This is a genomic window from Mesorhizobium silamurunense (assembly GCF_014843825.1).
GTDB classification, from domain to species: domain Bacteria; phylum Pseudomonadota; class Alphaproteobacteria; order Rhizobiales; family Rhizobiaceae; genus Mesorhizobium; species Mesorhizobium silamurunense.
The window spans coordinates 14848-39616 of the sequence record NZ_JHQR01000020.1 but is presented as its reverse complement, the minus strand read 5'-3'; the positions used below and the strand labels follow the sequence as shown (position 1 = coordinate 39616).

Annotated in this window: 22 protein-coding genes and 1 pseudogene; 19 read left to right on the top strand and 4 right to left on the bottom strand. The window is 64.3% G+C overall.

What is annotated here, in order from left to right:
• The 11 genes and pseudogenes from DH10_RS02395 to DH10_RS02345 all read left to right on the top strand — a co-directional run.
• Positions 1 to 536: pseudogene (locus DH10_RS02395) on the top strand (DNA polymerase III subunit gamma/tau); the annotation flags it as partial.
• A 22-nt stretch (positions 537 to 558) separates the two neighbouring features.
• On the top strand, positions 559 to 882 hold the full coding sequence (locus tag DH10_RS02390) for a YbaB/EbfC family nucleoid-associated protein (protein ID WP_192249941.1): 324 nt from the start codon (positions 559 to 561) through the stop codon (positions 880 to 882).
• 217 nt (positions 883 to 1099) lie between these two features.
• Entirely contained in the window at positions 1100 to 2086 is a 987-nt protein-coding gene (locus tag DH10_RS02385; protein WP_192249943.1) for a cell wall hydrolase, read from the top strand.
• Positions 2087 to 2280: 194 nt separating this feature from the next.
• Complete coding sequence (gene recR, locus DH10_RS02380) at positions 2281 to 2886, top strand: recombination mediator RecR (RefSeq protein ID WP_192249945.1); 606 nt, start codon at positions 2281 to 2283, stop codon at positions 2884 to 2886.
• A 188-nt stretch (positions 2887 to 3074) separates the two neighbouring features.
• Positions 3075 to 4349, top strand: coding sequence for a lytic murein transglycosylase (locus tag DH10_RS02375; protein WP_192384137.1), 1275 nt, complete (start codon positions 3075 to 3077; stop codon positions 4347 to 4349).
• A gap of 274 nt (positions 4350 to 4623) precedes the next feature.
• A complete protein-coding gene (locus DH10_RS02370) occupies positions 4624 to 6261 on the top strand; it encodes an ABC transporter substrate-binding protein (RefSeq protein ID WP_192249949.1) in 1638 nt (545 codons plus the stop codon).
• Positions 6262 to 6279: 18 nt separating this feature from the next.
• On the top strand, positions 6280 to 7347 hold the full coding sequence (locus DH10_RS02365) for an ABC transporter permease (protein WP_192249951.1): 1068 nt from the start codon (positions 6280 to 6282) through the stop codon (positions 7345 to 7347).
• A complete protein-coding gene (gene nikC, locus DH10_RS02360; RefSeq protein ID WP_192249953.1) occupies positions 7344 to 8264 on the top strand; it encodes a nickel transporter permease in 921 nt (306 codons plus the stop codon). The genes DH10_RS02365 and nikC overlap by 4 nt, the downstream gene beginning before the upstream one ends.
• A gap of 28 nt (positions 8265 to 8292) precedes the next feature.
• Complete coding sequence (locus DH10_RS02355; protein WP_192249955.1) at positions 8293 to 9135, top strand: ABC transporter ATP-binding protein; 843 nt, start codon at positions 8293 to 8295, stop codon at positions 9133 to 9135.
• On the top strand, positions 9132 to 9881 hold the full coding sequence (locus tag DH10_RS02350) for an ABC transporter ATP-binding protein (RefSeq protein ID WP_192249959.1): 750 nt from the start codon (positions 9132 to 9134) through the stop codon (positions 9879 to 9881). Before DH10_RS02355 ends, DH10_RS02350 begins: the two co-directional genes overlap by 4 nt.
• A gap of 46 nt (positions 9882 to 9927) precedes the next feature.
• Positions 9928 to 10254, top strand: a complete 327-nt coding sequence (locus tag DH10_RS02345) for a DUF2185 domain-containing protein (protein WP_192249962.1) — start codon at positions 9928 to 9930, stop codon at positions 10252 to 10254.
• Positions 10255 to 10266: 12 nt separating this feature from the next.
• Here the strand turns inward: DH10_RS02345 and DH10_RS02340 are convergent, their stop codons facing one another.
• Genes DH10_RS02340 through DH10_RS02330 form a run of 3 tightly spaced genes read right to left on the bottom strand, consistent with a single transcriptional unit; the run spans position 10267 to position 15418 of the window.
• Positions 10267 to 13365, bottom strand: a complete 3099-nt coding sequence (locus DH10_RS02340; protein WP_281396780.1) for an efflux RND transporter permease subunit — start codon at positions 13363 to 13365, stop codon at positions 10267 to 10269.
• Entirely contained in the window at positions 13365 to 14438 is a 1074-nt protein-coding gene (locus DH10_RS02335) for an efflux RND transporter periplasmic adaptor subunit (protein WP_192249965.1), read from the bottom strand. Before DH10_RS02335 ends, DH10_RS02340 begins: the two co-directional genes overlap by 1 nt.
• Positions 14435 to 15418, bottom strand: coding sequence for an efflux RND transporter periplasmic adaptor subunit (locus DH10_RS02330; RefSeq protein ID WP_246506186.1), 984 nt, complete (start codon positions 15416 to 15418; stop codon positions 14435 to 14437). Before DH10_RS02330 ends, DH10_RS02335 begins: the two co-directional genes overlap by 4 nt.
• On the opposite strand from DH10_RS02330, the gene DH10_RS36525 reads away from it, so the two are divergent.
• Together DH10_RS36525 and DH10_RS02325 are read left to right on the top strand one after the other, a co-directional pair.
• Positions 15417 to 15671: a hypothetical protein gene (locus tag DH10_RS36525; RefSeq protein WP_246506187.1), complete on the top strand. Its 255-nt coding sequence runs from the start codon at positions 15417 to 15419 to the stop codon at positions 15669 to 15671. The two genes, DH10_RS02330 and DH10_RS36525, sit on opposite strands and share 2 nt — an antisense overlap.
• A gap of 142 nt (positions 15672 to 15813) precedes the next feature.
• Positions 15814 to 17091, top strand: coding sequence for a 4-aminobutyrate--2-oxoglutarate transaminase (locus DH10_RS02325; protein WP_192249971.1), 1278 nt, complete (start codon positions 15814 to 15816; stop codon positions 17089 to 17091).
• 6 nt (positions 17092 to 17097) lie between these two features.
• Here DH10_RS02325 and DH10_RS02320 read toward each other — a convergent pair whose 3' ends face one another.
• Positions 17098 to 18351, bottom strand: a complete 1254-nt coding sequence (locus tag DH10_RS02320) for an NAD(P)/FAD-dependent oxidoreductase (protein ID WP_192249974.1) — start codon at positions 18349 to 18351, stop codon at positions 17098 to 17100.
• Between the two features lie 458 nt (positions 18352 to 18809).
• Between DH10_RS02320 and DH10_RS02315 the strand changes: the two genes are divergently transcribed.
• From DH10_RS02315 to DH10_RS02290, 6 genes are all read left to right on the top strand, one after another.
• Positions 18810 to 20099, top strand: a complete 1290-nt coding sequence (locus tag DH10_RS02315) for an imelysin family protein (protein ID WP_376774863.1) — start codon at positions 18810 to 18812, stop codon at positions 20097 to 20099.
• Between the two features lie 61 nt (positions 20100 to 20160).
• On the top strand, positions 20161 to 20472 hold the full coding sequence (locus DH10_RS02310) for a (2Fe-2S)-binding protein (RefSeq protein ID WP_192249981.1): 312 nt from the start codon (positions 20161 to 20163) through the stop codon (positions 20470 to 20472).
• Complete coding sequence (gene bfr, locus DH10_RS02305; RefSeq protein WP_192249984.1) at positions 20438 to 20923, top strand: bacterioferritin; 486 nt, start codon at positions 20438 to 20440, stop codon at positions 20921 to 20923. Before DH10_RS02310 ends, bfr begins: the two co-directional genes overlap by 35 nt.
• Before the next feature lie 12 nt (positions 20924 to 20935).
• Entirely contained in the window at positions 20936 to 22528 is a 1593-nt protein-coding gene (locus tag DH10_RS02300; RefSeq protein WP_192249987.1) for a di-heme oxidoreductase family protein, read from the top strand.
• Positions 22528 to 23607, top strand: coding sequence for an imelysin family protein (locus DH10_RS02295; RefSeq protein WP_192249990.1), 1080 nt, complete (start codon positions 22528 to 22530; stop codon positions 23605 to 23607). Before DH10_RS02300 ends, DH10_RS02295 begins: the two co-directional genes overlap by 1 nt.
• A 4-nt stretch (positions 23608 to 23611) precedes the next feature.
• A complete protein-coding gene (locus DH10_RS02290; protein WP_192249993.1) occupies positions 23612 to 24718 on the top strand; it encodes a DUF1513 domain-containing protein in 1107 nt (368 codons plus the stop codon).
• The last annotated feature ends 51 nt before the right edge of the window (positions 24719 to 24769 follow it).

Sequence of the window (24769 nt, the reverse complement as noted above, 5' to 3'; positions counted from 1 at the left end):
GGATGCCGGCCTCCACCGGCGGCGCGCAGACGATGCGGCTGGTCGAGGCGCAGCCCGTGCCCGCCGCCTTCGTTCAGGCTCCCGAGCCGGTCATCGAAGCACCCGCCGTTCCGGTGGAGTCGCTGGCCGATATCGCGGCCCTGGCCGACGCCAACCGCGACATCGCCTTCAAGGTGATTTTGAAGCGCTGCGTGCGGCCGGTGCGTATCGAGCCCGGCCGTCTCGATGTCAGCCTGACCGACGATGCGCCCAAGATGCTGCTCAACGACCTGACCGCGAAGCTGCGCGCCTGGACCGGCCGCAACTGGCTGGTCTCGCTGTCGAAGGAGGAGGGCGGCCAGACGTTGGCCGAGATGGAGACGACGAAGCGCGAGAACGCCTTCTCCGATGCCAGGAGCGATCCGACGGTCGCAGCCATCCTCGCCCGCTTTCCCGGCGCTAAGATCATCGACGTGCGCATTCCGGAGGTGCCGGAAGCGGACGAAGCCGCGGCCGACCTGCCGGTCGAGTCGGCGCCCGACGACGAAGAAATTTGAAGAAACAAAAAGGACGTTTGCGATGAAGGATCTTCTCGGCCTGATGGGCAAGGCGAAGGAAATGCAGGCCAAGTTCCAGGCCATGCAGGACGAGATCGCCACGCTGGAAGCCACTGGGCAGGCGGGTGGCGGCCTTGTCAGCGTGACCCTGACCGGCAAGTTCGAAATGAAGGCGCTGAAGATTGATCCGTCGCTGTTGAAGGACGACGAGGTCGAGATCCTGGAAGACCTGCTTTTGGCCGCGCACAATGATGCCAAAAATAAGGTCGAGCAGATCATGCAGGAAAAGACCAAGGCATTGACCGCGGGCCTGCCTATACCGCCCGGAATGAAATTGCCGTTCTGAGGCATCTGCCGCCAGTTAATTGATTATGAACGAAAATTGAGCGCGCGCGGCAATATTAACCATTTTGCCGGCTTTGCTCACGGGCTCATTTCGCGACATTCATAAAGTTTTACCCAAGTCCAGAGATTGCTAACCATCTAGCCATCTTTTTGCCTGAAAGAGTCTCATTCTTGCCACATCTCGGGGCGGGCTGGCATCTGGAAATGAGGCTTTTTTGTTGATCGCGACGCGATGGAAGACGCCGCTGCTGCTCATCGGCATCGCCGCTTCCCCCTTGTTCCTGGCCGGCTGCAGCCAGACCGCTTCACATGGCATGTCGGTGGCGAGCCTGACCGACGCCGTCACGCCGAGCTTCCTCAGCTCGCGTTCCTACAAATACTCGATGAAGGACAAGGAGTGCCTGCAAAGGGCGATGTTCTTCGAGTCTAACCGGTCGAGCCGCGACGGCATGATCGCCGTCGGCACGGTCGTGATGAACCGGCTGCGCTCGGGCCGGCACGGTGACACCATCTGCCAGGTCGTCGGCGAGAGTGGCCAGTTCGCCCCCGGCGTGCTGACGCGGCCGATGAATTCGAAGGCGCTGCCTGATGTCGAACTGGCCGCCGAGGCAGTGCTCAAGGGCGAGCGCAAGGCAAAGCTCAAGAATACGATGTATTTCCACACCGCCGGCCTGCGGTTCCCTTACAAGAACATGCACTACACGATGGTGGCCGGCGGCAACGCTTTCTACGAGAAGCGCGGCCACAACTGGCAGCCGCTGCCCGATGAGCCCATGGTCGCCATGGCCTCCGACAAGTCGCAGAAGATCGACCCTGCCGCTCCGGTGCTCGTTGCTTCCGCCGAGCCGGTGGTCAAGACGATTGTCCATGCCGATCCGGCCAAGCAGGCCGCAATGACCGCGGCTGCGCCGGCCCTTCCGGCCAAGACTGCGACCGTTCCGGCAGAGCAGACCTATATAACGGCCTCCATTGCGCCGGCGCAGAAGTCCGGCCGCGTCACGGCGAAGCCGACGGTGGTGGCGATGCAGGAGCCGATGGAGGAGCCGGACGCGTCCCGCTTCGGCGGGACGCTGAAAGGCCGGTATGTCACGTCTGTTCCGAGCGCCCCGCAGGAAGCGGCGATGGGATTCCAGTCGACGCCTGAGAATACCGACGCCATCGGCGCGCTGATCGTCAGCCAGAACCGGCCGCTCGAAGCCTACTGAGCCAACCTGATCGACGATCCGCCGTGGCAGCATGGCGGATCATGCGCCATTGCGGGCTGTTCCAAACCGCTCTGAAAATCCTGGATCAGTTCACCGTTTCACGAAGCGGCGAACTGATCCACCTTTTCGTCTTGACGCAATTCCGGACGGAAAACCGCTTCGCACTTTTCCTGGAATTGCTCTAGATCAGGGCGATGTCGAAACGAATCGCCGGTCCAGAGATCGAACGCCTGATCCAGCTCCTGGCCAAGGTGCCGGGGCTCGGGCCGCGTTCGGCACGCCGCGCGGCCCTCCATCTCATCAAGAAGAAGGAGCAGCTGCTTCAGCCTTTAGCCGCCGCCATGGGCGAGGCGGTTGACAAGGTGCGCATCTGCTCGACCTGCGGCAATGTCGACACCTCCGATCCCTGCATGATCTGCACCGATCCGCGCCGTGACGCCGGCACGCTCATTGTCGTCGAGGACGTCTCCGACCTTTGGGCGCTGGAGCGCGCCGCCGCCATGAACGTGCGCTACCACGTGCTCGGCGGCACGCTGTCGCCGCTCGACGGCATCGGACCGGATCAGCTCAACATCCGCTCATTGGTCGACCGTGTCGCCGGTGGCGGGGTGAAGGAGGTGATCCTCGCCGTCAACGCCACCGTCGAGGGCCAGACGACGGCGCATTATCTGACGGACCAGCTCTCGGGCTTCGACGTCAAGGTGACCAGGCTGGCGCATGGCGTGCCGGTCGGCGGCGAGCTGGATTACCTCGACGAAGGCACGCTGGCCGCCGCGCTGCGATCGAGGACGACGTTTTGAGGGCGGCTAGACGGAGGATGCGCGCTATGACTGGAATGCATCCTTCGAAGCCGGTGTTAAGCACCCCCCTCTGTCCTGCCGGACATCTCCCTCTCAAGGGGGGAGATTGGCAGCTTCGCCGGCAACATTTTCCTTTCGACGTTGGCGATTGGCCAGGGCGACGTCCGATCTCCCCCCTAGAGGGGGAGATGTCCGGCAGGACAGAGGGGGGCGCGACAGAACGCTGCTTTTGCAAACTAGCCCTCGCATTTCTGCTGGTCGCGCTGATCGGGCTTTTCACACATCCAGCCTCCGCTACCCCCATCGACGACCAGTTCCAGGCCTGGCTTCAGAACGACCTCTGGCCCGAGGCAAAGGCCAAAGGCATCTCCAAGAAAACCTTTGACGCCGCCTTCATCGGCGTGAAGCCGAACCTGAAGCTGCCGGACCTCGTCATGCCCGGCGAGAAGCCGACGACGCCGGAAAAGCAGCACCAGGCCGAGTTCGGCCCGCCGGCCAACTATTTCGCCGAGAAGATCATTCGCGCCGTCACCACCGGCGGTCGGACGCGCGAGAGCGCCAATGCAAGGGTGCTCGGGCTGATCGAGAAGCGCTACGGCGTGCCTGGCGACATCGTGCTGGCGATCTGGGGCCGCGAGACCGGCTTCGGCGCCGCCAAGATGCCCTACGACGCCTTCGAGGTTCTGGGCACCAAGGCGTTCATGTCGACCAAGAAGGACGTCTTCCGAACCGAGGTGCTGGCGGCGCTCGATATCGTCGAGCATGGGCTTGCCCCGGTCAACGCGATGAAGTCGTCCTGGGCAGGCGCGCTCGGCCAGCCGCAATTCATGCCGACGTCGTTCCTCAAGCACGCCGTAGACTTCGATGGCGACGGCCGGCCCGATATCTGGAATTCGACGCCGGACGTGCTCGCCTCGATCGCGAACTATCTTGTCCACTATGGCTGGGTGAGGGGACGCGGCTGGGGCGCCGAGGTGATCGCGCCGGCAAACGTCTCCTGCGCGCTCGAAGGACCGGACCAGGGCAAGAAGATTTCCGACTGGGTGGCGATGGGCATCAGGCGCGTCGACGGCAAGGCGTTTTCGGCGAGCGAGCTGAAGGCCGAGGGTTTTCTGCTGATGCCGGCCGGGCGCAGCGGTCCGGCCTTCGTCGTCACGCCGAACTTCTATGTGCTGAAGGAATACAACACCAGCGACCTCTATGCGCTGTTCATCGGCCACGCCGCCAATCGCATCGCCAAGGGCGACGCCACCTTCGCCGGCACCTGGGGCCCGGTCGGTGATCTCCATCGGTCCGATATCGCGGCACTGCAGCGGGCGCTGGAGGCGAAGGGTTACGATGTCGGCAGCGCCGACGGCCTGCCCGGCTTTAAGACACGCCGCTCGATCGGCGTCTGGCAGGCGAAGAACGGCAAGGCAGCGACCTGTTTTCCCGATGCGAGCTTGGTCGCGCAACTGAAATGACGGCGACTTCCAAAGGTCAAAAGTTTAGCAGATTTTTCCTGATTGGAGGCTTCGATTAGCCGGCGCACGGGTCGACTCGTGGCGGCCCATTCTGGCCCAATAGCTATCTCGTAAAATGCGCGTTGCGGGTTCGAGCGCCGCCGAATAGGGTGTTGACCAACTGGACAAAAACCAGGACGGTAAGAGGTCGGTGGGCCGTCGACCGGTCCAAAGAATTCTGCAATCCTGAGCCGGGAACTCAGGTCAACAATCAACAAAACAGGGAACGACTACCATGATGCTGGAAAGGTTTGCTCTTCGCTCTCGTGGCTTGCTCGCGGGTGTGGCGATGTCTGCGCTGCTGGCGGTGCCGGCCTTCGCCGTCACGCCTGCCGACACGCTGGTCGAAGGCTTCGCCATCGACGACATCATCTCGATGGATCCGGGCGAGGCGTTCGAGCTGTCGACAGCCGAGGTGACCGGCAATACCTATGATCTCCTGGTCCGCCTCGACCTCAGCGACACCTCCAAGGTCAAGGGCGACCTCGCGGAGAGCTGGAGTGTGTCCGACGACGGCCTGACCTACACCTTCAAGCTCAAGCCCGGCATGAAGTTCGCCTCCGGCAATCCGATCACTGCGGCCGACGTCGCCTATTCCTTCGAGCGCGCCATCAAGCTCGACAAGAGCCCGGCCTTCATCATCAACCAGTTCGGCATCAGCGGCGACAATGTCACCGAGAAGGCCAAGGCGGTCGACGACACCACCTTCCAGTTCGTCGTCGACAAGGCCTATGCGCCGAGCTTCGTGCTGAACTGCCTGTCGGCCACTGTCGCGTCGGTCGTCGACAGCAAGCTGGTCAAGGAACATGTCGCCGCCGCCACGCCGAGCGCCGACTACAAATGGGACAACGACTTCGGCAACGCCTGGCTGAAGACCGGCTATGCCGGCTCGGGTCAGTTCAAGCTGCGCGAATGGCGCGCCAACGAGGCGGTCGTGCTGGAGCGCAACGACAATTACAATGGCGAGAAGGCCAAGCTCGCCCGTGTCATCTACCGCTACATGAAGGAAAGCTCAGCGCAGCGTCTGGCGCTCGAAGCCGGCGACATCGACGTCGCCCGCAATCTCGAGCCGAACGACCTCGACGCCATCGCCAAGAACGCCGACCTCACCACCGCCAGCGCCCCGAAGGGCACGGTCTACTACATCAGCCTCAATCAGAAGAACCCGAACCTTGCCAAGCCGGAGGTTCGCCAGGCGTTCAAATATCTCGTCGACTATGATGCGCTGAGCTCGACCATCCTCAAGGGCATCGGCGAGATCCACCAGTCTTTCCTGCCCAAGGGCGATCTGGGCGCCATCGACGACAACCCCTTCAAGCTCGACGTTGCCAAGGCCAAGGAACTCTTAGCCAAGGCTGGCTTGCCGGACGGCTTCAAGGTGACCATGGACGTGCGCAGCAAACAGCCTGAAACAGGCATGGCAGAATCGATCCAGCAGACGCTCGGTCAGGCCGGCATCAAGCTGGAGATCATCCCCGGCGACGGCAAGCAGACGCTGACCAAATACCGCGCCCGCAATCACGACATCTATATCGGCAACTGGGGCCAGGACTATTTCGATCCGAACTCCAATGCTCAGACCTTTGCCTCGAATCCGGACAATTCCGACGCGGCCAAGATCAGGACGCTGGCCTGGCGCAACGCCTGGGACATTCCGGACCTGACCAAGGAAACCGAGGCGGCCTTGCTGGAGAAGGATTCGGCCAAGCGCGCCGACATGTACAAGGACCTGCAGAAGAAGATCCTCGACACCAGTCCCTTCGTCGTCATCCATCAGCAGCTCGAAGTGGCCGGCCTGCGCAAGAACCTCAAGGGCTTCGCGCTCGGTCCGAGCTTCGACACCAACTTCGTCGGGACAGTCTCGAAGGAATAGTGCCAGCGGACGCGCCGCGTGAGCGTAGCTGAAAACCAGGCGGCGGCCGGGCGCGGCAGCGCCCGCGCCGTCGCCATTCTATCGTCGCTTGGCCGCTTCCTGGTCATCGCGGTGACGACCTATCTCGGTCTTCTCGCGGTGACCTTCTTCATTGGCCGCGTCATCCCCATCGATCCGGTGCTCGCCGTTCTCGGCGACCGGGCCCCCACCGCCGTCGTCGAGCGCACGCGCCGCGAGATGGGTCTCGACCTGCCGTGGATCGAGCAGTTCTATATCTACGTAAAGAATGCCATCCATGGCGACTTCGGTACCTCCGTGCTGACCACCAATCCGGTCATGACTGATATCCGCCGCGCTTTTCCGGCGACCATCGAGCTTGCCACATTGGGCACGCTGATCGGCGCGGTCATCGGCGTGCCGCTCGGCGTGTTGGCAGCGGTCAGGCGTGGCAGCCTCATCGACCAGATCGTGCGCATTATTGGCCTGATCGGCTATTCCGTGCCGATCTTCTGGCTAGGGCTGCTCGGGCTCGTGCTGTTTTATGCCAAGCTGCAGTGGGTCGCCTTTCCGGCGCGGCTCGACGTCGTCTACGAATACACCTTCACGCCGATCACCGGCTTCTATCTGCTCGACGCCGCGATGCAGGGCCAATGGGATGTCTTTTACGACGCCTACCGCCACATCATCCTGCCGGCTTCGCTGCTCGGCTATTTCTCGCTGGCCTATATCAGCCGCATGACCCGCTCCTTCATGCTGAACGAGATGGCGCAAGAATACATTGTGGCCGCGCGCGCCAAGGGCCTGTCGGAAGCGCTCATCATCTGGGGCCACGCGCTGCGCAATGCCGCGGTACCGATGGTGACCGTGATCGCGCTCTCCTACGCCAGCCTGCTCGAAGGCTCGGTGCTGACCGAGACCGTCTTCTCCTGGCCGGGCATCGGCCTCTACATAACCAACTCGCTGCAGAACGCCGACATGAACGCGGTGCTGGGCGGCACCATCGTCATCGGCTCGGTCTTCATCGGCATCAATCTCTTGTCCGACCTGCTCTACCGGTTGCTCGACCCAAGGACGAAGGTCGGATGAGCGCGGAAGTCGTCCAGTCCCGTCGCGAGTGGCTGCTTAGCGAGCGGCCGGCCTCGCGCATGCAGGCAAGGCTCGGCCGCGCCTATGTCGCCTGGCGGCGCTTCTCGGCCAATCGGCTGGCCTTCATTGGCTTGCTAATCATCCTCGCGTTGGTGGTGGTTGCCGCCTTTGCAGGTGTGCTGGCACCCTATTCGCCGACCGTGGGTGATCTGAAGAATGCCCGCCTGCTGGCGCCAGGCGCCGCGCATTGGTTCGGCACCGACGACCTCGGCCGCGATATCTATTCGCGCATCGTCTACGGCTCGCGCTGGACGCTCTATGTCGTCATCCTGGTCGCCGTCATCGCCGCTCCCATCGGCCTCCTGGTCGGCACCGTCGCCGGCTATGCCGGCGGCTGGACCGATGCGATCCTGATGCGCATCACCGACATCTTCCTCGCCTTCCCGAAGCTGGTGCTGGCCCTGGCCTTCGTCGCGGCACTCGGCCCCGGCATCGAAAACGCGGTGCTGGCGATCGCCATCACCTCCTGGCCACCCTATGCGCGCATCGCGCGCGCCGAGACGCTGACGGTGCGCAACTCGGACTACATCAAGGCGGTGCAGCTGATGGGCGCCTCGCCCTTCCGCATCGTGCTGCGCCACATCATGCCGCTCTGCATTTCCTCGCTGATCATCCGGGTGACGCTCGACATGGCGGGCATCATCCTCACCGCCGCCGGTCTCGGCTTCCTCGGCCTCGGCGCGCAGCCGCCGCTGCCCGAATGGGGTGCCATGATCGCGTCCGGTCGCCGCTTCATCCTTGACCAGTGGTGGGTGGCCGCGGCACCAGGTGCCGCCATCCTCATCGTCAGCCTCGGCTTCAACCTGCTCGGCGACGGCCTGCGCGACGCGCTCGATCCCCGGAGTGGTGACCAATGAGCGGCGACCAGTGAGCGGCAATCCGGACATGCAAACAAAAGGCGCGCTGCTCGAAGTCGACGATCTGCGCGTCACCTTCCCGACCCGGACCGGGGTCGTGCAGGCGGTGCGCGGCGTCTCGTTCTCGCTTGGCCGCGAGCGGCTGGGCATCGTCGGCGAGAGCGGCTCCGGCAAGTCGCAGACCGGCCGCGCCATCATGGGCCTCACCCCGCCGCAGGCTGAGGTGTCGGCCAAGAAACTCAGCTTCGACGGCATCGATCTGCTCTCGGTCTCATCCAGCCAGCGCCGGGCGCTGCGCGGCAACCGCATCGCCATGATCCTGCAGGATCCGAAATATTCGCTCGATCCGGTGATGACCATCGGCCGCCAGATCGTCGAGACGCTGCGCACGCATGAGAAGGTCGGAAAGGCAGAAGCGCGCGAGCGCGCGCTGGAGATGCTGCGGGCGGTGCAGATCCGCGATCCGGCCCGTGTCTTCGACCTTCACCCGCATGAAGTCTCGGGCGGCATGGGCCAGCGCGCCATGATCGCCATGATGCTGATCGCCGGGCCGGAGCTGATGATCGCCGACGAACCGACCTCGGCGCTCGACGTCACCGTGCAGCTCGATGTCCTGAACATCCTCGACAAGCTGGTCGCCGAGCGCGGCATGGGGCTGATCTTCATCTCGCATGATCTGCGCCTGGTCTCGTCCTTCTGCGATCGCGTGGTCGTTATGTATGCCGGCAAGGTGGTCGAGCAGCTCAAGGCATCCGAACTGCGCGATGCCCGGCATCCCTACACGCGCGGCCTGCTCAACTGCATGCCGAGGATCGGCTTCGAGCGGCATCCGCTGCCGGTGCTCGAGCGCAAGCCGGAGTGGGCGACATGACGGCAGCGCTTTCCGTCGAAGGGCTGGAAGTGGTCTTCGACCGTTTTCGCGCGCTGAAGGGCGTCAGCCTCGAAGTGAGGGAAGGCGAGTCTTACGGGCTGGTCGGCGAGAGCGGCTCCGGCAAGTCGACGCTGCTGAGGGCAATCACCGGCCTGGCGCCCGTCTCTTCAGGCACCATCACCGTCAACGGCAAGACGCTCGGCAAAACCCGCGACAAGGCCTTTTACCGCGAGGTGCAGATGGTCTTCCAGGATCCGTACGGCTCGCTGCATCCGCGCCAGACGGTCGACCGGCTGCTGCAGGAGCCGCTTGCCATCCACGGCATCGCCGATGGCGAAAAGCGCATCGAACGCGCGCTGGACGAGGTTGGCCTCGGCAACGGCTTCCGCTTCCGTTACGCGCACCAGCTCTCCGGCGGCCAGCGCCAGCGCGTGGCCATCGCCCGCGCGCTGATCCTCGAACCCTCGATCCTGCTGCTCGACGAGCCGACCTCGGCGCTAGATGCCTCGGTGCAGGCCGAGGTGTTGAACCTGCTCGAAGAGGTTCGGCGGCGGCGCAAGCTCACCTTCCTGATGGTCAGCCACGACCTCGCCATCATCACCCACATGTGCGAGCGGCTGATGGTGATGCAGAACGGCGAGGCGGTGGAGACGCTGACCGCAAGCCAGCTGATCGGGCACCGGGTGAGCCAGGATTATACGCGCAACTTGCTGCGGGCCAGCGAGGGGTTTGTAAGAACCGCTTGAACTCGTGCTTGCTTTGCGCGGAACCAACAGTTGCCAGGGAATTCCCATGGAGGAATGGAAGTTTGCAGACCCACCAAATGTCGCGGTGCTATCGGACAGGAGCATATTTGAACGCGGTGACTGGATCGCATACGTTTTGCATGAGGATGACGACGACGATGAAGGCGGCAGTTGGCAGTTCTACAGCAGCGACACCCGAGATTGGGATAAACGCGACATAATGCTCGTCGGCCTGCAAGAGGTGGTTCAGCGGGATGGAAGCATCCTGGCATTGGCCGATTTGCCAAAAGGCTGGCATGCTTGGCGCAACTCAAAATCATCGCCGTGGCAGCGCGCCAAGTCGCGCCCTGTACCTTCCAACGATAACGAGTGACCCGGAACAGCCTTAGGTTGGGCTTTGTACTAGTTCTCCGGTTTCAGAAACGGGCGGTTGTCTCCCGCCTTTCGGCTCCTTGATCCTGAACCACGTCACATATAGCGCTGGCAGGAACAGCAGCGTGATCGCCGTGCCGGCGATGATGCCGCCCATCATGGCGTAGGCCATCGGTCCCCAGAACACTTCGCGCGCGATCGGGATCAGCGCGAGACTCGCGGCCGCCGCCGTCAGCGCGATCGGCCGCATGCGGTGCTCGGTCGCTTCGATCACTGCCGCCCAGCGGTCCTTGCCATCGGCGACAAGATCTTCGATCTGCACGATCAGGATGACCGAGTTGCGGATCAGGATGCCGATCAGCGCCAAAACGCCGAGGATGGCGACGAAGCCGAGCGGCGCGCCGCTGGGCACGAGCGCCGCCACCACGCCGATCAGGCCCAGCGGCGCCACCGCCACCACCAGGAACAGGCGCTGGAAGCTCTGCAACTGCACCATCAGGATGGTCGCCATGATGAACAGCATCAGCGGCACGACGGCCGCGATCGGTCCCTGGCTGTTGGCGCTTTCCTCGACCGAGCCGGCGGTCTGCACCGAATAGCCGGGCGGCAGCTTGGCGATGAAGGCGTCGACCGACGGCTTCAACTCGTTGACGACGGTCGCCGGCAGCACGTCGCCGACCATGCCGGCGCGCACGGTGATCGTCGGCGTTCGGTTGCGCCGCCACACCGTCGGCTGTTCCAGTTCGTAGCGGAAGTTGGCGACCGCCGCGAGCGGGATCGCCTCGCCGTTCCCGGTCGGCAATTGCATGTTCTGCAGCGTCTCGATCGAGCCGCGCTCGGCCTCGCGCGAGCGCGCCACGACATTGATCAGATAGGTCGCGTCGCGCACCTGGGTGATGGTCGAGCCGCCGACCGTGCTGTTCAGCGCGCTGGCGATATCGGACGAGGTGATGCCGAGCTGGCGCGCCTTGTCCTGCAGCACGTCGACCCGCAGCACCCGCTGCGGCTCGTTCCAGTCGAAGGTGGGCGCGGCAAGCTTGGGGTTGGCCGAGATCACACCGGCGAACTGTTGTGCGAGTTCCCGCACCGTCTGGATGTCCGGACCGCCGACGCGGTACTGCACCGGGCGTCCGACAGGCGGCCCGAGCTCCAGCAATTTGACGAAGGCGTCGGTGCCCACGAATTCCTCGCGCAGCAGCTTTTCCAGCGCCGGCTTCACCCGGTTGCGCGCCTCGATGCTCTTGGTGACGATGACGGTCTGGCCGAAATAGGGATTGGCCGGCTGCACGTCATAGGCGAGCACGAAGCGCACGGCGCCCTGACCGATATAGGAGGAGAAATGGTCGACGTCGGGATTGCCGACCAGCGCCCGCTGCTCGAATCGTTCCATCTGGTCGCGCGTCTCGGCGATCGACGAATTCTGCGGCAGGTTCCAGTCGACGATCAGCTCCGGCCGGTCGGAGGGCGGGAAGAACTGCTGCTGGACGAGGCCGAAGCCGGCGATGGAGGCGGCGAACAGAAGCATGGTCGCGATAATCGTCAGCCAATGGCGCCGCACCGATAAGACGAGCACGCGCCGGAACATTGATGTGAATCTCCCCGGCTGGTCGTGATGCTTGGCCTTCATCGTCGCCGGCAGGATGGTGACCCCGAGCAGCGGCGCGAACAGCACCGCCACGATCCATGACACCAGGAGCGACACGGCGATAACGACGAACAGGGTGAAGGTGTATTCGCCGGCGGCACTCGAGTTGAGGCCGATCGGGATGAAGCCGGCGACCGTCACCAGCGTTCCGGTCAGCATCGGGAAGGCGGTGGAGGTGTAGACATAGGTCGCCGCCTTGCGCAGATTGTCGCCCACCTCCAGCCGGGCCACCATCATCTCCACCGCGATCATCGCGTCGTCGACCAACAGGCCGAGCGCGATGATCAGCGCGCCGAGCGAAATGCGCTGCAGCGAGATGCCGAGATAGGCCATGACCGTGAAGGTGATGGCCAAAACCAGCGGGATCGACAGCGCCACCACGAAGCCGGCACGCAGGCCGAGGCTGATGAAGGAGACCGCGAGCACGATCGCCACCGCCTCGAAAAGCGCGCGGGTGAAGCCCGAAACGGCCTCCTCGACGATGACAGGCTGGTCGGCGACCAGATGCACGCCGACACCGACCGGCAGGTCGGCTAGCACCTTCTGCATCTCCTTGTGCAGCGCCTCGCCGAATTCGAGCAAATTGGCGTTGGGCTTCATGCCGATGGCGAGCCCGATCGCGTCCTGCCCGTTGAAGCGGAACAAGGCCGTCGGCGGGTCGACATAGCCGCGCTTGATCGTCGCCACGTCGCTCAGCCGGAAGAAGCGGTCGTTGACGCGCAGGTTGATGGCGCGCAGGCTTTCCTCGGAAGTGAATTGCCCGCCGACGCGCACGCTGATCCGCTCCGGACCGGACTGGATGACGCCGGAGGGCGTGATGGCGTTCTGGGCCTGGAGGCTGGCGACGATCTGCTGCTGGTTGAGGCCGAGCGCCGCGATTTGGCGGGTCGAGAATTCGAGATAGATCGCCTCGTCCTGGGCGCCGACCAGGTCGACCTTGCCGGCATTCGGCACGGTCAGGATCTTGGTTCGGACATCCTCGACATAGTCGCGTAGCTGGCGCGGCGTCAGCCCGTCGGCGGTGAAGGCATAGATGTTGCCGTAGACGTCGCCGAAACGGTCGTTGAAGAACGGCCCCTGCACGCCTTGCGGGAACTGCGCCCAGATATCGTCGATCATGTTGCGCACCTGCAGCCAGGTCGGCACGACGTCGCGGGCCTTGGTGGTCGGCTTCAGGTTGACGAAGATGACGGTCTTGCCGGCTGTGGTGACCGATTTGGTGTAGTCGAGGCTGTCCAATTCCTCGAGCTTCTTCTCGATGCGGTCGGTCACCTGGCGCACGGTCTCGTTGACCGAGGCGCCCGGCCAGTTGGCCTGGATAACCATCGTCTTGATGGTGAAGGCGGGATCCTCCTCGCGGCCAAGATGGAGGTAGGAGAAGATGCCGGCCACGACGAAGACCAGCATGAAATACCAGACCAGCGAGCGGTGGCCGAGCGCCCAGTCGGAGAGATTGAAGCCCTTCATCAGGCCCCTCCCTCGAGCACCTTGACCTTCTGGCCTTCGCTGAGGCTATGGACGCCGGCCGTGACGACGCGCATGCCGGCCTCCAGGCCCGACGCCACCGTGAAGGTGCCGCCGTTCTTCGAGGCGATCTTGACCTCGCGCACGCTCACGCTCGCGGTCTGCGGATCGACGATCCACACTTTTTCGGCGCCATCCTTTTCGAGCAGCGCCGACATCGGCAGTTCGATGGTCGGCGCCACCTTGGTCATGCGGGTCGCCGTGATCGTCGAGCCAAGCCGGAAGGCCGTGGGCGGATCGACGAGCGTCAGGCGCACGCGACGGGTGCGGGTCGAGCCTTCGGCCTGCGGCGCGATCTCGCGCAGCTTGGCCTCGGTCGTGATGGTGGGCAGCGACTGCAGGATGATCTGGAACGGCGTGCCGACGGTGAGATCACCGGTCAGCCGATCGGGAATGTCGACCACCGCCTCACGCGGATCGGTGCGCGCCACGGTGACGACGGTCTGCCCCGGCGACACCGTCTGGCCGACCTCGGCGCCGACCGCGGTGACGACGCCGTCGAAATCGGAGAACAGCCGGGCATAGCCGAGTTGCTCCTGCGACTTGGCTAAAGCCGCATTCGCCCGCTCGACGCTGGCGGCAGCTGCCTGCCGCGCCTGCTGAGCGGCATCGAAGACGGCCTGCGACGTGTTGGCGGAAGCAAGCAACTGACGCTGCCGCTCCTCGCTTGCCGCTGCATTGGCGAATTGCGCCTGGGTGTTCGACAATTCCGCCTTGGAAGCCTGAACGGCGAGCTCCAGCGCTGTCGGATCGAGGGCGGCGATTGTCGTACCCTTGCTGACGAGGTCGCCGACCTTGACGTCACGCGACACGACGTGGCCGAGCAGGCGGAAGGCAAGGTCGGCGCTGTACTGCGGCTCGACCGTCCCGGCGAAACCGAAGGTCTCGACCGACTTCGGTTCGACGACCACCGACAGCACCGGCCGGATGATCTCGGGTGGCTTCTCTTCCGAGCGCGAACAGGCGGCAAGCGATGCGACGAGGATGAGCGCGGAAATGCCAGGTAGCCGCTTCATTGGCCCGCCCCCGCTATCTCGATCGTCTGTCCCGGGCTGAGCAGCTGTCCGCCGGCGGTGACGACGCTCTGACCGACCTCCAGCCCCCTGTCGACGACGACCACCCCGGAATCGAAGGCAAGCACCTCGATCGGCGTCGTCGCCACCGCCTTGGTCGACGGATCGACGACCCACACCGCTGGCTTGCCGGCGGTGGACGTCAGCGCCTGCCAGGGCAACAGCACGGCCTTCACCGCCTTGGCGCTGACGGTGCCGATCACGGCGGCGCCGAGCGGCATGCCGGCGGGCGTATCGGGTATGCCGACCTTGACCCGGATCGATCCCGACGCGGTGTCGACCGCCGGCGAAGTCTCGCGCACTTTGCCCATCGCCTTGACCTGCGGGTCGGAAAGCAGCGTGATCGTCACCGCCGGCGCCGAAGGCGTCTGGGCAACGAGCGTCTCATGCACATTGAACACCGCGTCGCGGTCGCCGTCCTCGGCGATAGTGAACACGGTCTGCGCCGCCTGCACCACCTGTCCGGCTTCCACCTGGCGCGCGGTGATCACGCCGGCCGCACCCGCCTTGAGCTCGGTATAGGACAGGTTTTCCTTGGCGTTGGCCAAAGCGCTTTGCGCGGCGTCGACGCTGCCTTGCGCGACTTTCATCGTCTGGTCGGCGCTGTCGAAGTCGCGCCTGGTGGTAAAGCCCTGCGAAAGCAGCGTCTTTTGCCGCTGGTAGGTGGCCGTGGCCTGGGTAAGCTGCGCCTGCGTCGCGTCGAGATCGGCCTGCGCCGAGCGCAGGTCGGATTCCTGCTCCTGCGGATCGACGCGGGCCAGCACCGTGCCCTGGTCGACATGCTGGCCGACCTCGACGAGCCGCTCAGCGACGCGCCCGCCGACGCGGAACGACAGATTGTTGAGCGTGCGGGCCGCGATCACGCCGGTAAGCGAGGTCCTTGGCGCATAGTTCGCAAGGGCCACGGTCTGCGTCGTCACCATGACTGGCAGCCTCTTTTCCGCGGCCTGCTGCTTCTGGCAGCCGGCGGCCAAAAGCGTAGCGGCGGCGCAGGCGAGCAACAAAAAGATGTATGGACGAGACGAAGGGCGGGGTGGTGATGACGGCAAGGCGGACGATGTCGCGATCCTGCTCATGGTTCCCCTCGGTTCCGCATATGCCATTCCTGACGGCGGCACGTCGCGGATAACAGCGAGGATAATCGATCGCCGGGAAAAGGAAACTGTTTCTGCCTGACGATCGGCCTGCTGGTTAAGATGGATTTCTACCCTGAGGCAGGCCCAATCGACTGGGCCATGGTGCCAACTTGAGGAAAACGTGAAATAAGGCGAGAACAGCTCATCAACGAAACGGGCGCGCCTGCCCGATGAGGGACGAGATGAAGAATTCAGCCATTTCCGAACGCAAGAACCAGTCGATCTCGCGCGGCGTCGGCATGACCACGCAGATCTACGCCGATCGCGCCGAAAATTCGGAAATCTGGGACGTCGAAGGCCGCCGTTATATCGACTTCTCGTCAGGCATTGCGGTCGTCAACACCGGCCACCGCCATCCCAAGGTCATCGAGGCGGTCAAGGCGCAGCTCGACCGCTTCACCCACACCTGCCATCAGGTAGTGCCCTATGAAAGCTATGTGCGGCTGGCCGAGCGCCTGAACGGCATGCTGCCCGGCAAGTTCGACAAGAAGACCGTCTTCGTCACCACCGGCGCCGAGGCGGTCGAGAACGCGATCAAGATCGCCCGCAACGCCACCGGCCGCCAGGCGGTCATTGCCTTTTCCGGTGGCTTCCATGGCCGCACCTTCATGGGCATGGCGCTGACCGGCAAGGTCGTGCCCTACAAGGTCGGCTTCGGCGCCATGCCGGCCGACGTCTTCCACGCGCCGTTCCCGGTCGCGCTGCACGGCGTTTCGGTCGCAGATTCGCTTGCCGCGTTGGACAAGCTGTTCAAGGCCGATGTTGATCCGGCCCGGGTCGCGGCCATCATCGTCGAGCCGGTGCAGGGCGAGGGCGGCTTCTACGAGGCGCCGCGCGATTTCATGGCAGCACTGCGCAAGATCTGCGACCAGCACGGCATCCTGCTCGTCGCCGACGAAGTGCAGACCGGCTTTGCCCGCACGGGAAAAATGTTCGCCATGGAGCATCATGACGTGGCGCCCGACATCACTACCATGGCCAAGAGCCTCGCCGGCGGTTTCCCGCTGGCGGCGGTCACCGGCCGCGCCGAGATCATGGACGCGCCCGGCCCTGGCGGTCTCGGCGGCACCTATGGCGGCAGCCCGATCGGCGTCGCCGCGGCGCACGCCGTGCTCGATGTCATCGAGGAGGAAAAGCTCTGCGACCGCGCCAATGCGCTAGGCGCCAGGCTGAAGCAGCGGCTGGAATCGATCCGGGAGGATGTGCCGGAAATCGTCGATATCCGCGGCCCGGGCTTCATGAACGCGGTCGAGTTCAACGATGTGAAGAAGGGCCTGCCGTCGGCCGAATTCGCCAATGCGGTGCGGCTGAAGGCGCTCGACAAGGGCCTCATCCTGCTCACCTGCGGCGTCTACGGCAACGTCATCCGCTTCCTGTCGCCGATCACCATCCAGGACGGCGTCATGACCGAGGCGCTGGACATCCTGGAGAGCTCGATCCGCGAAGTCCGCGCGGCTTGATTTAGTCTAGCCCGTCGCCCTCGCGGGCTCGTCCTGGCTGAAGGCGGCGAGCGCAGCCTTCAGCGCATCCGGACCTGCCGCAACGGTCTGCGGCGCTGGCGAGAAGCCGGCGCCGAGCATCTTGCGGCCAAGCATGTGGTCGGCCGGACGGTTGACGGATTCGATGCCGAGCAGCCGGTTGCCCGCATAGTGGTAGATGGAGAACTTGTTCTCGGCCGGCTCGCCCAGCACGACATGGCTGTCGCCGCCTTGCGTCAGGCCGACCATCTGCAGCTTCATGTCGCCGATATCCGACCAGAACCACGGCACGGCCGAGAAGGGCTCCGTGTGGCCGAGGATGGTGCGCGCGGCAAGCCGCGCCTGGTCGGTGGCGTTCTGTACCGATTCCAGCCGCACGTCGCCGCCGGTGAACCAGTGCCGGTAGGAGGCGGCATCGCCGACGGCGAGGATTTCCGGGATTGAGCTCTGCATATGCTGGTCGACGCGGATGCCGTTGGCAATAGCGATGCCGGCGGCTTCCGCCAATTCGACATTGGGCACGACGCCGATGCCGATGATCAGTATTTGCGCCGGCAGGTGTTCGCCACTCGAGGTGACGGCGGTAGAGACGCGGCCGCCTTCGCCGTCGAGCTTGGCGATGGTGGTGCCGGTCAGAATGCGCACGCCCATCGCCTCGAGGCGTTGCCGCACATGGCTTGCGATCACCGGCGCCACCGCGCGGCCGAGCAGCCGGTCGACGGCCTCGACGACGGTGACCTTGCGGCCGGCCGCCCTGAGCGTCGCCGCGATCTCGAGGCCGATGAATCCGCCGCCGAGAATGACCACGTCTTCGCTTTGCGCGCTCAACTCGCGGATCAGCCGCGCGTCGGCCAGCGAACGCAGCGATACCACGCCGGCGAGTTCCACGCCCTCGAGCTTGAGAAGGCGCGGCCGCGAGCCGGTCGCGAGCACCAGCCGGTCGAAGGGAATTGCGCCGCCGCCAGCGACTGCCAGCCTGTGCGCGCCGGCATCGATGCTGTCGATGCGCACGCCCGGCCGGTAATGGATGGCATTGCCGGAATAGAAGGCTTCGCCGCGCAGGGGCTGAGGCTTCGCCTCGGCATCCTTGATGAAGGTCTTGGACAGCGGCGGCTTGTGATAGGGCAGTTCGTTTTCGTCGCCGATCAGGATGACCGGTCCGTCATAGCCTTCCTCGCGCAGACTTGCGGCCGCCTGGACGCCGGCATGACCCGCACCGACAATGACCACCCCGTTCTTCATCGCAGTCCTTTTTCGCTTTCGAATCTAGGATCTTCCGCCAGGTGGCGATTGTCTGGCGCCGCCGCAAGAGCCCTGGTCCGGGTCGCACCCAGAATGGCCGCCTGTCAATCCGGATGTTGGGCAGCGCCGCCGGGCTTAAAGTTGATAATTGTAGTTTAGAATAATTCTAAACTGTTGTTTCAATTGAATTTTCTCTGCTTCACCAGTTGACTTCCGACCTCTCCGCCGCTTTATGGAGGGCTGCGCTCCCGGCGCATTCCTTTGATGTCTGGGCCTTGAACCCTTTCGATTGGAGGCATTTCGGTGTCTTTTGCTGATTGGTCGCGCCATTGCGCGGCAACCTTGCCTTTTCCGGTCATTCGTGCCTGCGCTGGCGTCGCGCGCCTGCGGCCGCATGCCTATGTCATTGAATTTCTGAGGAGATGGGATTGATGAAAGCGATAATTTCGCCGCGACTTATTACGCCACGTTGGGGCAGCAGGCTTGCCGCGATCGGCGCCACCGCGGCGTTGACGGCCGCCGTGTTCGTGCTGCCGGCAAAAGCCGAAACCGACGCGAAGGCGGTGATCAAGACCTACGCCGACATCGCGCTGGCAAAGTATGAGGATTCGCTGACCACCGCGCAGGCGCTCGACAAGGCCGTCGACGCGCTCATCGCCAAGCCTTCGGCCGAGACGCTCGACGCCGCCCGCGATGCCTGGAAGGCCGCTCGCATTCCCTACCAGCAGACCGAGGTCTATCGCTTCGGCAACAAGATCGTCGACGACTGGGAAGGCAAGGTGAATTCCTGGCCGCTGGACGAAGGCCTGATCGACTATGTCGCCAAGAGCTACGGCACCGAGTCGGACGAAAACTCGCTCTATACGGCCAATGTCATCGCCAACAAGGAAATCGAGATCAATGGCGAGAAGGTCGACGCCTCGAAGCTGACGCCCGAATTCCTCTCCGGCACGCTGCAGGAAGCCGGCGGCGTCGAGGCCAATGTCGCGACCGGTTATCACGCCATCGAGTTCCTGCTCTGGGGCCAGGACCTGCACGGCACCGGTCCCGGCGCCGGCGAGCGGCCTTACACCGACTACGATCTCAAGAATTGCACCGGCGGCAACTGCGACCGCCGCGCCGAGTATCTGAAGTCGGCGAGCGACCTTCTGGTGTCCGACCTGCGGGAGATGGTCGACAACTGGAAGGACGACGGCGCGGCGCGTAAGAACCTTACCGACGGCGAGCCGAACGCCGGCATTTCCACCATCTTCACCGGCATGGGCTCGCTCTCTTATGGCGAGTTGGCCGGCGAGCGCATGAAGCTCGGCCTGCTGCTGCACGATCCGGAGGAGGAGCACGACTGCTTCTCCGACAACACCTACAACTCGCATCTCTATGACGCGGTCGGCATCCGCGCCGCCTATCAAGCCAGCTATACGCGTCTAGACGGCACCGTGGTTTCCGGCCCGTCGGTGTCGGATATGGTGAAGGCTGCCGATCCGGCGATCGCCAAGCAATTGTCTGACAAGCTCGACGTGACGGTCGCCAAGATGGAAGCCATCAAGGCGCGCGCGCTGGCTGGCGAGGCCTATGACCAGCACATCGCCGAGGGCAACACGGAAGGCAACGCCACGGTGCAGGCGGCGATCGATGCGCTGATCGATCAGACCAAGTCGATCGAGCGCGCCGTCGGTTCGCTCAAACTCAACGTCATCGCCTTCGAGGGCTCCGACAGCCTCGATGCGCCGGACAAGGTGTTCAAGTAAGATTGTCGGGCCAGTAACAGCCAAACGGCGCCGGAATGGCGCCGTCAGCCAGAGCAAGTAAATGCTGATCTGCCATTGCAACATCATCACCGAAAAGGAGATCGAGCAGACGATCATCGGTCTGCTGGATGAAGATCCCTGGCAGCTTATTGTGCCGGCCAAGGTCTATCATGCCATGCGCAAGCGCGGCCGCTGTTGCGGCTGCTTCCCAAATGTGGTGGAAACGATCATTCGGGTCACCGAGAACTACCACGCCCGTTCAGAGGGGAGCGGCGCGGACATCGTTTCACACCTGGATCGCGTAAGAGGCTTGCGCGTCCAATACGGGAGCAGATTCCATGAAAGGCGAACCGCAGATCATCGAGCGGCTTAACGAAGCCCTGTTTCTGGAGCTCGGAGCCGTCAACCAGTACTGGGTCCACTATCGTCTGCTCGAGGATTGGGGCTACACCAGGCTGGCAAAGAAGGAGCGGGCGGAATCGATCGAGGAAATGCATCACGCCGACCGGCTGGTGGGCCGCATCATCTTCCTCGAAGGACATCCGAACCTGCAATCCGTCGCACCGCTGCGCATCGGCCAGAACGTGAAGGAAGTGCTCGAATCCGACCTCGCCGGCGAATATGACGCGCGCACGTCCTACAAGCGCTCGCGCGAGATCTGTCATGAGGCGGGCGACTACGTGTCGATGAAGCTGTTTGAGGATTTGCTGGCAGACGAGGAAGGCCATATCGACTTCCTGGAGACGCAGCTCGACCTGCTCGCCTCGATCGGCGAGGAAAAATACGGCCAGCTCAACGCCGACTCGGCCAACGAGGCGGAATAAGGACATGCGGGAATGCGGCGCGCCGTAGATTTCTTGCGCCGCTTGCGGCGGGCCCGAGATGGTGGCCTGCCGCTTCAGAACAATCCGCGATACCCGAATTGTCGCGCGGGTTCGCTTTTGCTGGCGGTCACGCTTTCTGCTTCTGCCACGGCCGGCGAGCCGGGCCCCGCCGCCAGCCGCACCGATCTGACGCTGAAGGATCAGGCGCGGGTGCTGGCCGTCACCAGGCCGACCACGGATTTCTCCAAGCCCGAGCCGTTCGAATTGATGCAGGGCGGCGCCGGCACGTCGGAGAAGGACGTCAACCGCGACGCCTTCTCGCAGTCTTCCGCCAACATCACTTTCGAGGAGGAGGGGACCTTCAAGCTCGGCAACGCGCTTTTCCGCAAGAACTGGGTGTCGTCGCCGTCGTCGACGCAGGCCTCCGACGGGCTCGGCCCGCTGTTCAACGAACGCGCCTGCCAGAATTGCCACCTGAAGGATGGCCGCGGCCACCCGCCGGAAGGTGGCACAAGCTCCACGTCGATGTTCCTGCGGCTCGCGCGCGACGCAAGCAACGCGGAGGAGAAGGCCGCGCTTGCTGATCACAAGGTGCTGAACCTTCCCGATCCGGTTTACGGCTCGCAACTGCAGGAACTCGCGGTTCCAGGCCTCAAGGGCGAGGGCCGCATGCGTGTCGACTATACGGAAGAGAAGGTTGTGCTGGGTGACGGTGCGGTCGTTTCGCTGCGCAAACCCAGCTACTCGATCCAAGACCTGGCCTATGGCCCGCTCGATCCACGCACGACTTTGTCGCCGCGCCTGACGCCGCCGATGATCGGCCTCGGCCTGATCGAGCAGATTGCGCCTGCCGACATCTTGGCAAATGCCGATCCGGACGACCGCGATGGCGACGGCATCTCCGGCCGGCCGAACATCGTTCGCAATGGCGGCGAGATCACCTTGGGCCGCTTCAGCTGGAAGGCGCAGGCCGCATCGATCCGCCAGCAGGCGGCCGACGCCTTTGCCGGAGACATCGGCATCTCGACGCCGGAGGTGCCGCGACATTGGGGCGACTGCACCTTGGCTGAGAAGGATTGCCTTGCCCTGCCGAATGGCGTGCAGCAGCGCCTGGGCACGACGGAAGCGCCGCCCCCGGTCATGGATCTCGTCACCTTCTATTCGCAGAACCTTGCCGTGCCGGCGCGGCGTGATCTCGGCAAGCCGGAGGTCCTTGCCGGCAAGAAGCAATTTTATGAGATGGGCTGCATTTCCTGCCACATGCCGAAATTCGTCACCCTGCGCGGCACGCCCAACAAGGCGCAGGCCTTCCAGCTGATCTGGCCCTATTCCGATTTCCTGCTGCACGACATGGGCGAAGGCGTCGCCGACGGGCAGCGTGTTGGGGAAGCGAGCGGCAGCGAATGGCGTACCCCGCCGCTCTGGGGCATTGGCCTGACCGCGACGGTCAACGGCAACGGTTTCTATCTGCATGACGGGCGCGCGCGCACGCTCGAAGAGGCGATCCTCTGGCATGGCGGCGAGGGCCGGAAGGCGCGCGACCGTTTTGCCGCCGCCGATGCCGCGAACCGCGCTGCGCTGATCAAATTCCTGGAGTCGCTCTGATGTCGAAACGCCTGGCCGCCGCCTTTGCCCTTCCCCTGTTTCTGGCCGGGGCATTGCCGGCCTCGACCGCGGTCAAAGCCTCCGATGTCATCGGACGCGCGATCGATGGCTTCGTGCGCCCGGCCTATGCCAGTCTCGACGATCATGCAGCGAGCCTGACCAAGGCGATGCACCAGCTTTGCGCAGCACCGTCTGAGCAAAATCTCGATGCGGCGCGCGCGGATTTTTCGGCCACCGTCGAGACCTGGTCGGTGGCTGAGATCATCGCCTTCGGGCCGATCAAGGAGAACAACCGGCTGGAGCGCATGCTCTACTGGCCGGACCGCAAAAGCATCGGCTTGAGGCAGGTGCAGGCGACGCTCGCCGCCAAGGATCCCTCCGCCACCGATCCGGCGCAACTGGCGGGAAAGAGCGTTGCGATGCAGGGGCTCGGCGCGCTGGAATATGTGCTGTTCGGCGATGGCGCCGAGGCGCTTGCCGAGAAGGACGAGCCCTATCGCTGTGCCTATGGCGCGGCGGTCGCCGGCAACATCGAGGCGATCGCCAGCGAGGTCCGCGACGCCTGGAACAAGCCCGACGGCTTTGCTTCGCTTTGGGCCAATCCAGGGCCGAAGAACCCGCTCTATCGCGATGGCACCGAAGCGGTGACGGAACTGGTCGGCGTTTTCATCAACGAGCTGGAAATGATCCGCGACGTGCGCCTTAAAGGCTTCCTTGGCGCAAAGCCGGAAGCCGACAAGCCGAAGCAGGCGATCTACTGGCGCTCGCAGAACACGACGAACTCGCTGGCCGGGAACCTGTCCGGCATAGACCGGCTGTTCCAGGCCTCGAAGCTTGGCGATGCGCTGCCCGCCGATGCGCAATGGATGGCGCAATCCATCCACATTCAGCTCACCAACGGCGTGGCGACCGCAAAGTCCGTCAACGGCCCGATCGACAAGGCGCTCGCCGATCCGGCATTGCGCGACAAGCTCGACCATTTCGCGCTGATCACCTCCAGCCTTTCGACCCTGATCGGCACCCGGATGACCGCCGAGTTCGGGCTGACCGCCGGCTTTTCGTCGCTTGACGGGGATTGATGCTGTGAAGACCCCGCTCATCGATCGCCGTGATTTCCTGCGCGCTGCCGGCGCGAGCTTCGCCGCCGCCATGACACCGCGCGCCTGGGCGGATACGCTGGCGGTGGACGCCGTCTTTGCCACGGCCTTCGTCAAGCGCGACGGCAGCTTCGGCGCCGCCGTGCTCTCCGAGGCCGGCAAGATATTGCATACCTTCGATCTGCCCGACCGTGGCCACGACGTCACCTTCGATCCGGTGTCGAAGCGCTCGGTCGTCTTCGCCCGCCAGCCCGGCACCTTCGCGGTGGTCTTCGACCATGCCGGCCGCGAGAAGCCGTTGACCATCGCCAGCATCGCCGGCCGGCATTTCTTCGGCCATGGCGTGTTCTCGCCGGACGGCGCGCTGCTCTATGCCGCCGAGAATGATTTCGACAACGCCGCCGGCGTCGTCGGCATCTATGACGCGCGGGCGAAGTTCAACCGCGTCGGCGAGTTCCCGACCTACGGCATGGGGCCGCATGAACTGCTGCTGCTTGGCGACGGCCGGACGCTGTCCATTGCCAATGGCGGCATCGAAACGCATCCGGATTTCGGCCGCGCCGAGCTCAACATCGCGACGATGAAGCCCTCCTATACGCTGGTCGACCGCATCACCGGCGACCTGATCGAAAAGCACGAGCTGCCGCCGCCGCTGCACCAGCTCTCGATCCGTCACATGGACCGCGACCAGGCGGGCACCGTCTGGTTCGGCTGTCAGTATCGAGGACCGGCGACCGACCGCCCGGCGCTGGTCGGCCGCGCCGCGCGCGGCAAGGAACTCGAGCTGCTGGAGATGCCGCAGGAGGTGCTCTCGGGCTTCCGCAACTATATCGGCTCGGTTGCCGCCAATTCCACCGCCGGCACCGTCGCCGTCACCTCGCCCGAGGGGAATTCGCTCGCCGTCATCGACGCTGCCAGCGGGCGGATTGTCGCGACCAAATCGCTTGTCGAGGTTTGCGGCCTGGCCCCGGATGGCGCCGGCTTCATGGCGACGACCGGCGCTGGCGCGATCGTCGGCGGTGCCGGTGCTACGCGTTCCGAGCCCGACTATGTCTGGGACAACCACATGCTGCGCATCGCGGCTGCGGTCTGACGGCCGGAAGCAAAGCCGCTTAACATTTATGCGGCCTGGCACTTGCGGCGG

What these genes read in the sequence shown, in the direction of transcription:
- nikC (WP_192249953.1), top strand. Translation starts at nt 7,344, where the DNA reads ATGAGCGCGGAAGTCGTCCAGTCCCGTCGCGAGTGGCTGCTTAGCGAG.
- DH10_RS02340 (WP_281396780.1), bottom strand. Translation starts at nt 13,365, where the DNA reads ATGAAGGGCTTCAATCTCTCCGACTGGGCGCTCGGCCACCGCTCGCTG.
- DH10_RS02335 (WP_192249965.1), bottom strand. Translation starts at nt 14,438, where the DNA reads ATGAAGCGGCTACCTGGCATTTCCGCGCTCATCCTCGTCGCATCGCTT.
- DH10_RS02390 (WP_192249941.1), top strand. Translation starts at nt 559, where the DNA reads ATGAAGGATCTTCTCGGCCTGATGGGCAAGGCGAAGGAAATGCAGGCC.
- recR (WP_192249945.1), top strand. Translation starts at nt 2,281, where the DNA reads ATGTCGAAACGAATCGCCGGTCCAGAGATCGAACGCCTGATCCAGCTC.
- DH10_RS36525 (WP_246506187.1), top strand. Translation starts at nt 15,417, where the DNA reads ATGACTGGCAGCCTCTTTTCCGCGGCCTGCTGCTTCTGGCAGCCGGCG.
- DH10_RS02325 (WP_192249971.1), top strand. Translation starts at nt 15,814, where the DNA reads ATGAAGAATTCAGCCATTTCCGAACGCAAGAACCAGTCGATCTCGCGC.
- DH10_RS02345 (WP_192249962.1), top strand. Translation starts at nt 9,928, where the DNA reads ATGGAGGAATGGAAGTTTGCAGACCCACCAAATGTCGCGGTGCTATCG.
- DH10_RS02310 (WP_192249981.1), top strand. Translation starts at nt 20,161, where the DNA reads ATGCTGATCTGCCATTGCAACATCATCACCGAAAAGGAGATCGAGCAG.
- DH10_RS02350 (WP_192249959.1), top strand. Translation starts at nt 9,132, where the DNA reads ATGACGGCAGCGCTTTCCGTCGAAGGGCTGGAAGTGGTCTTCGACCGT.
- DH10_RS02370 (WP_192249949.1), top strand. Translation starts at nt 4,624, where the DNA reads ATGATGCTGGAAAGGTTTGCTCTTCGCTCTCGTGGCTTGCTCGCGGGT.
- bfr (WP_192249984.1), top strand. Translation starts at nt 20,438, where the DNA reads ATGAAAGGCGAACCGCAGATCATCGAGCGGCTTAACGAAGCCCTGTTT.
- DH10_RS02295 (WP_192249990.1), top strand. Translation starts at nt 22,528, where the DNA reads ATGTCGAAACGCCTGGCCGCCGCCTTTGCCCTTCCCCTGTTTCTGGCC.
- DH10_RS02320 (WP_192249974.1), bottom strand. Translation starts at nt 18,351, where the DNA reads ATGAAGAACGGGGTGGTCATTGTCGGTGCGGGTCATGCCGGCGTCCAG.
- DH10_RS02355 (WP_192249955.1), top strand. Translation starts at nt 8,293, where the DNA reads ATGCAAACAAAAGGCGCGCTGCTCGAAGTCGACGATCTGCGCGTCACC.
- DH10_RS02330 (WP_246506186.1), bottom strand. Translation starts at nt 15,418, where the DNA reads ATGGTGACGACGCAGACCGTGGCCCTTGCGAACTATGCGCCAAGGACC.
- DH10_RS02300 (WP_192249987.1), top strand. Translation starts at nt 20,936, where the DNA reads ATGCGGCGCGCCGTAGATTTCTTGCGCCGCTTGCGGCGGGCCCGAGAT.
- DH10_RS02375 (WP_192384137.1), top strand. Translation starts at nt 3,075, where the DNA reads ATGTCCGGCAGGACAGAGGGGGGCGCGACAGAACGCTGCTTTTGCAAA.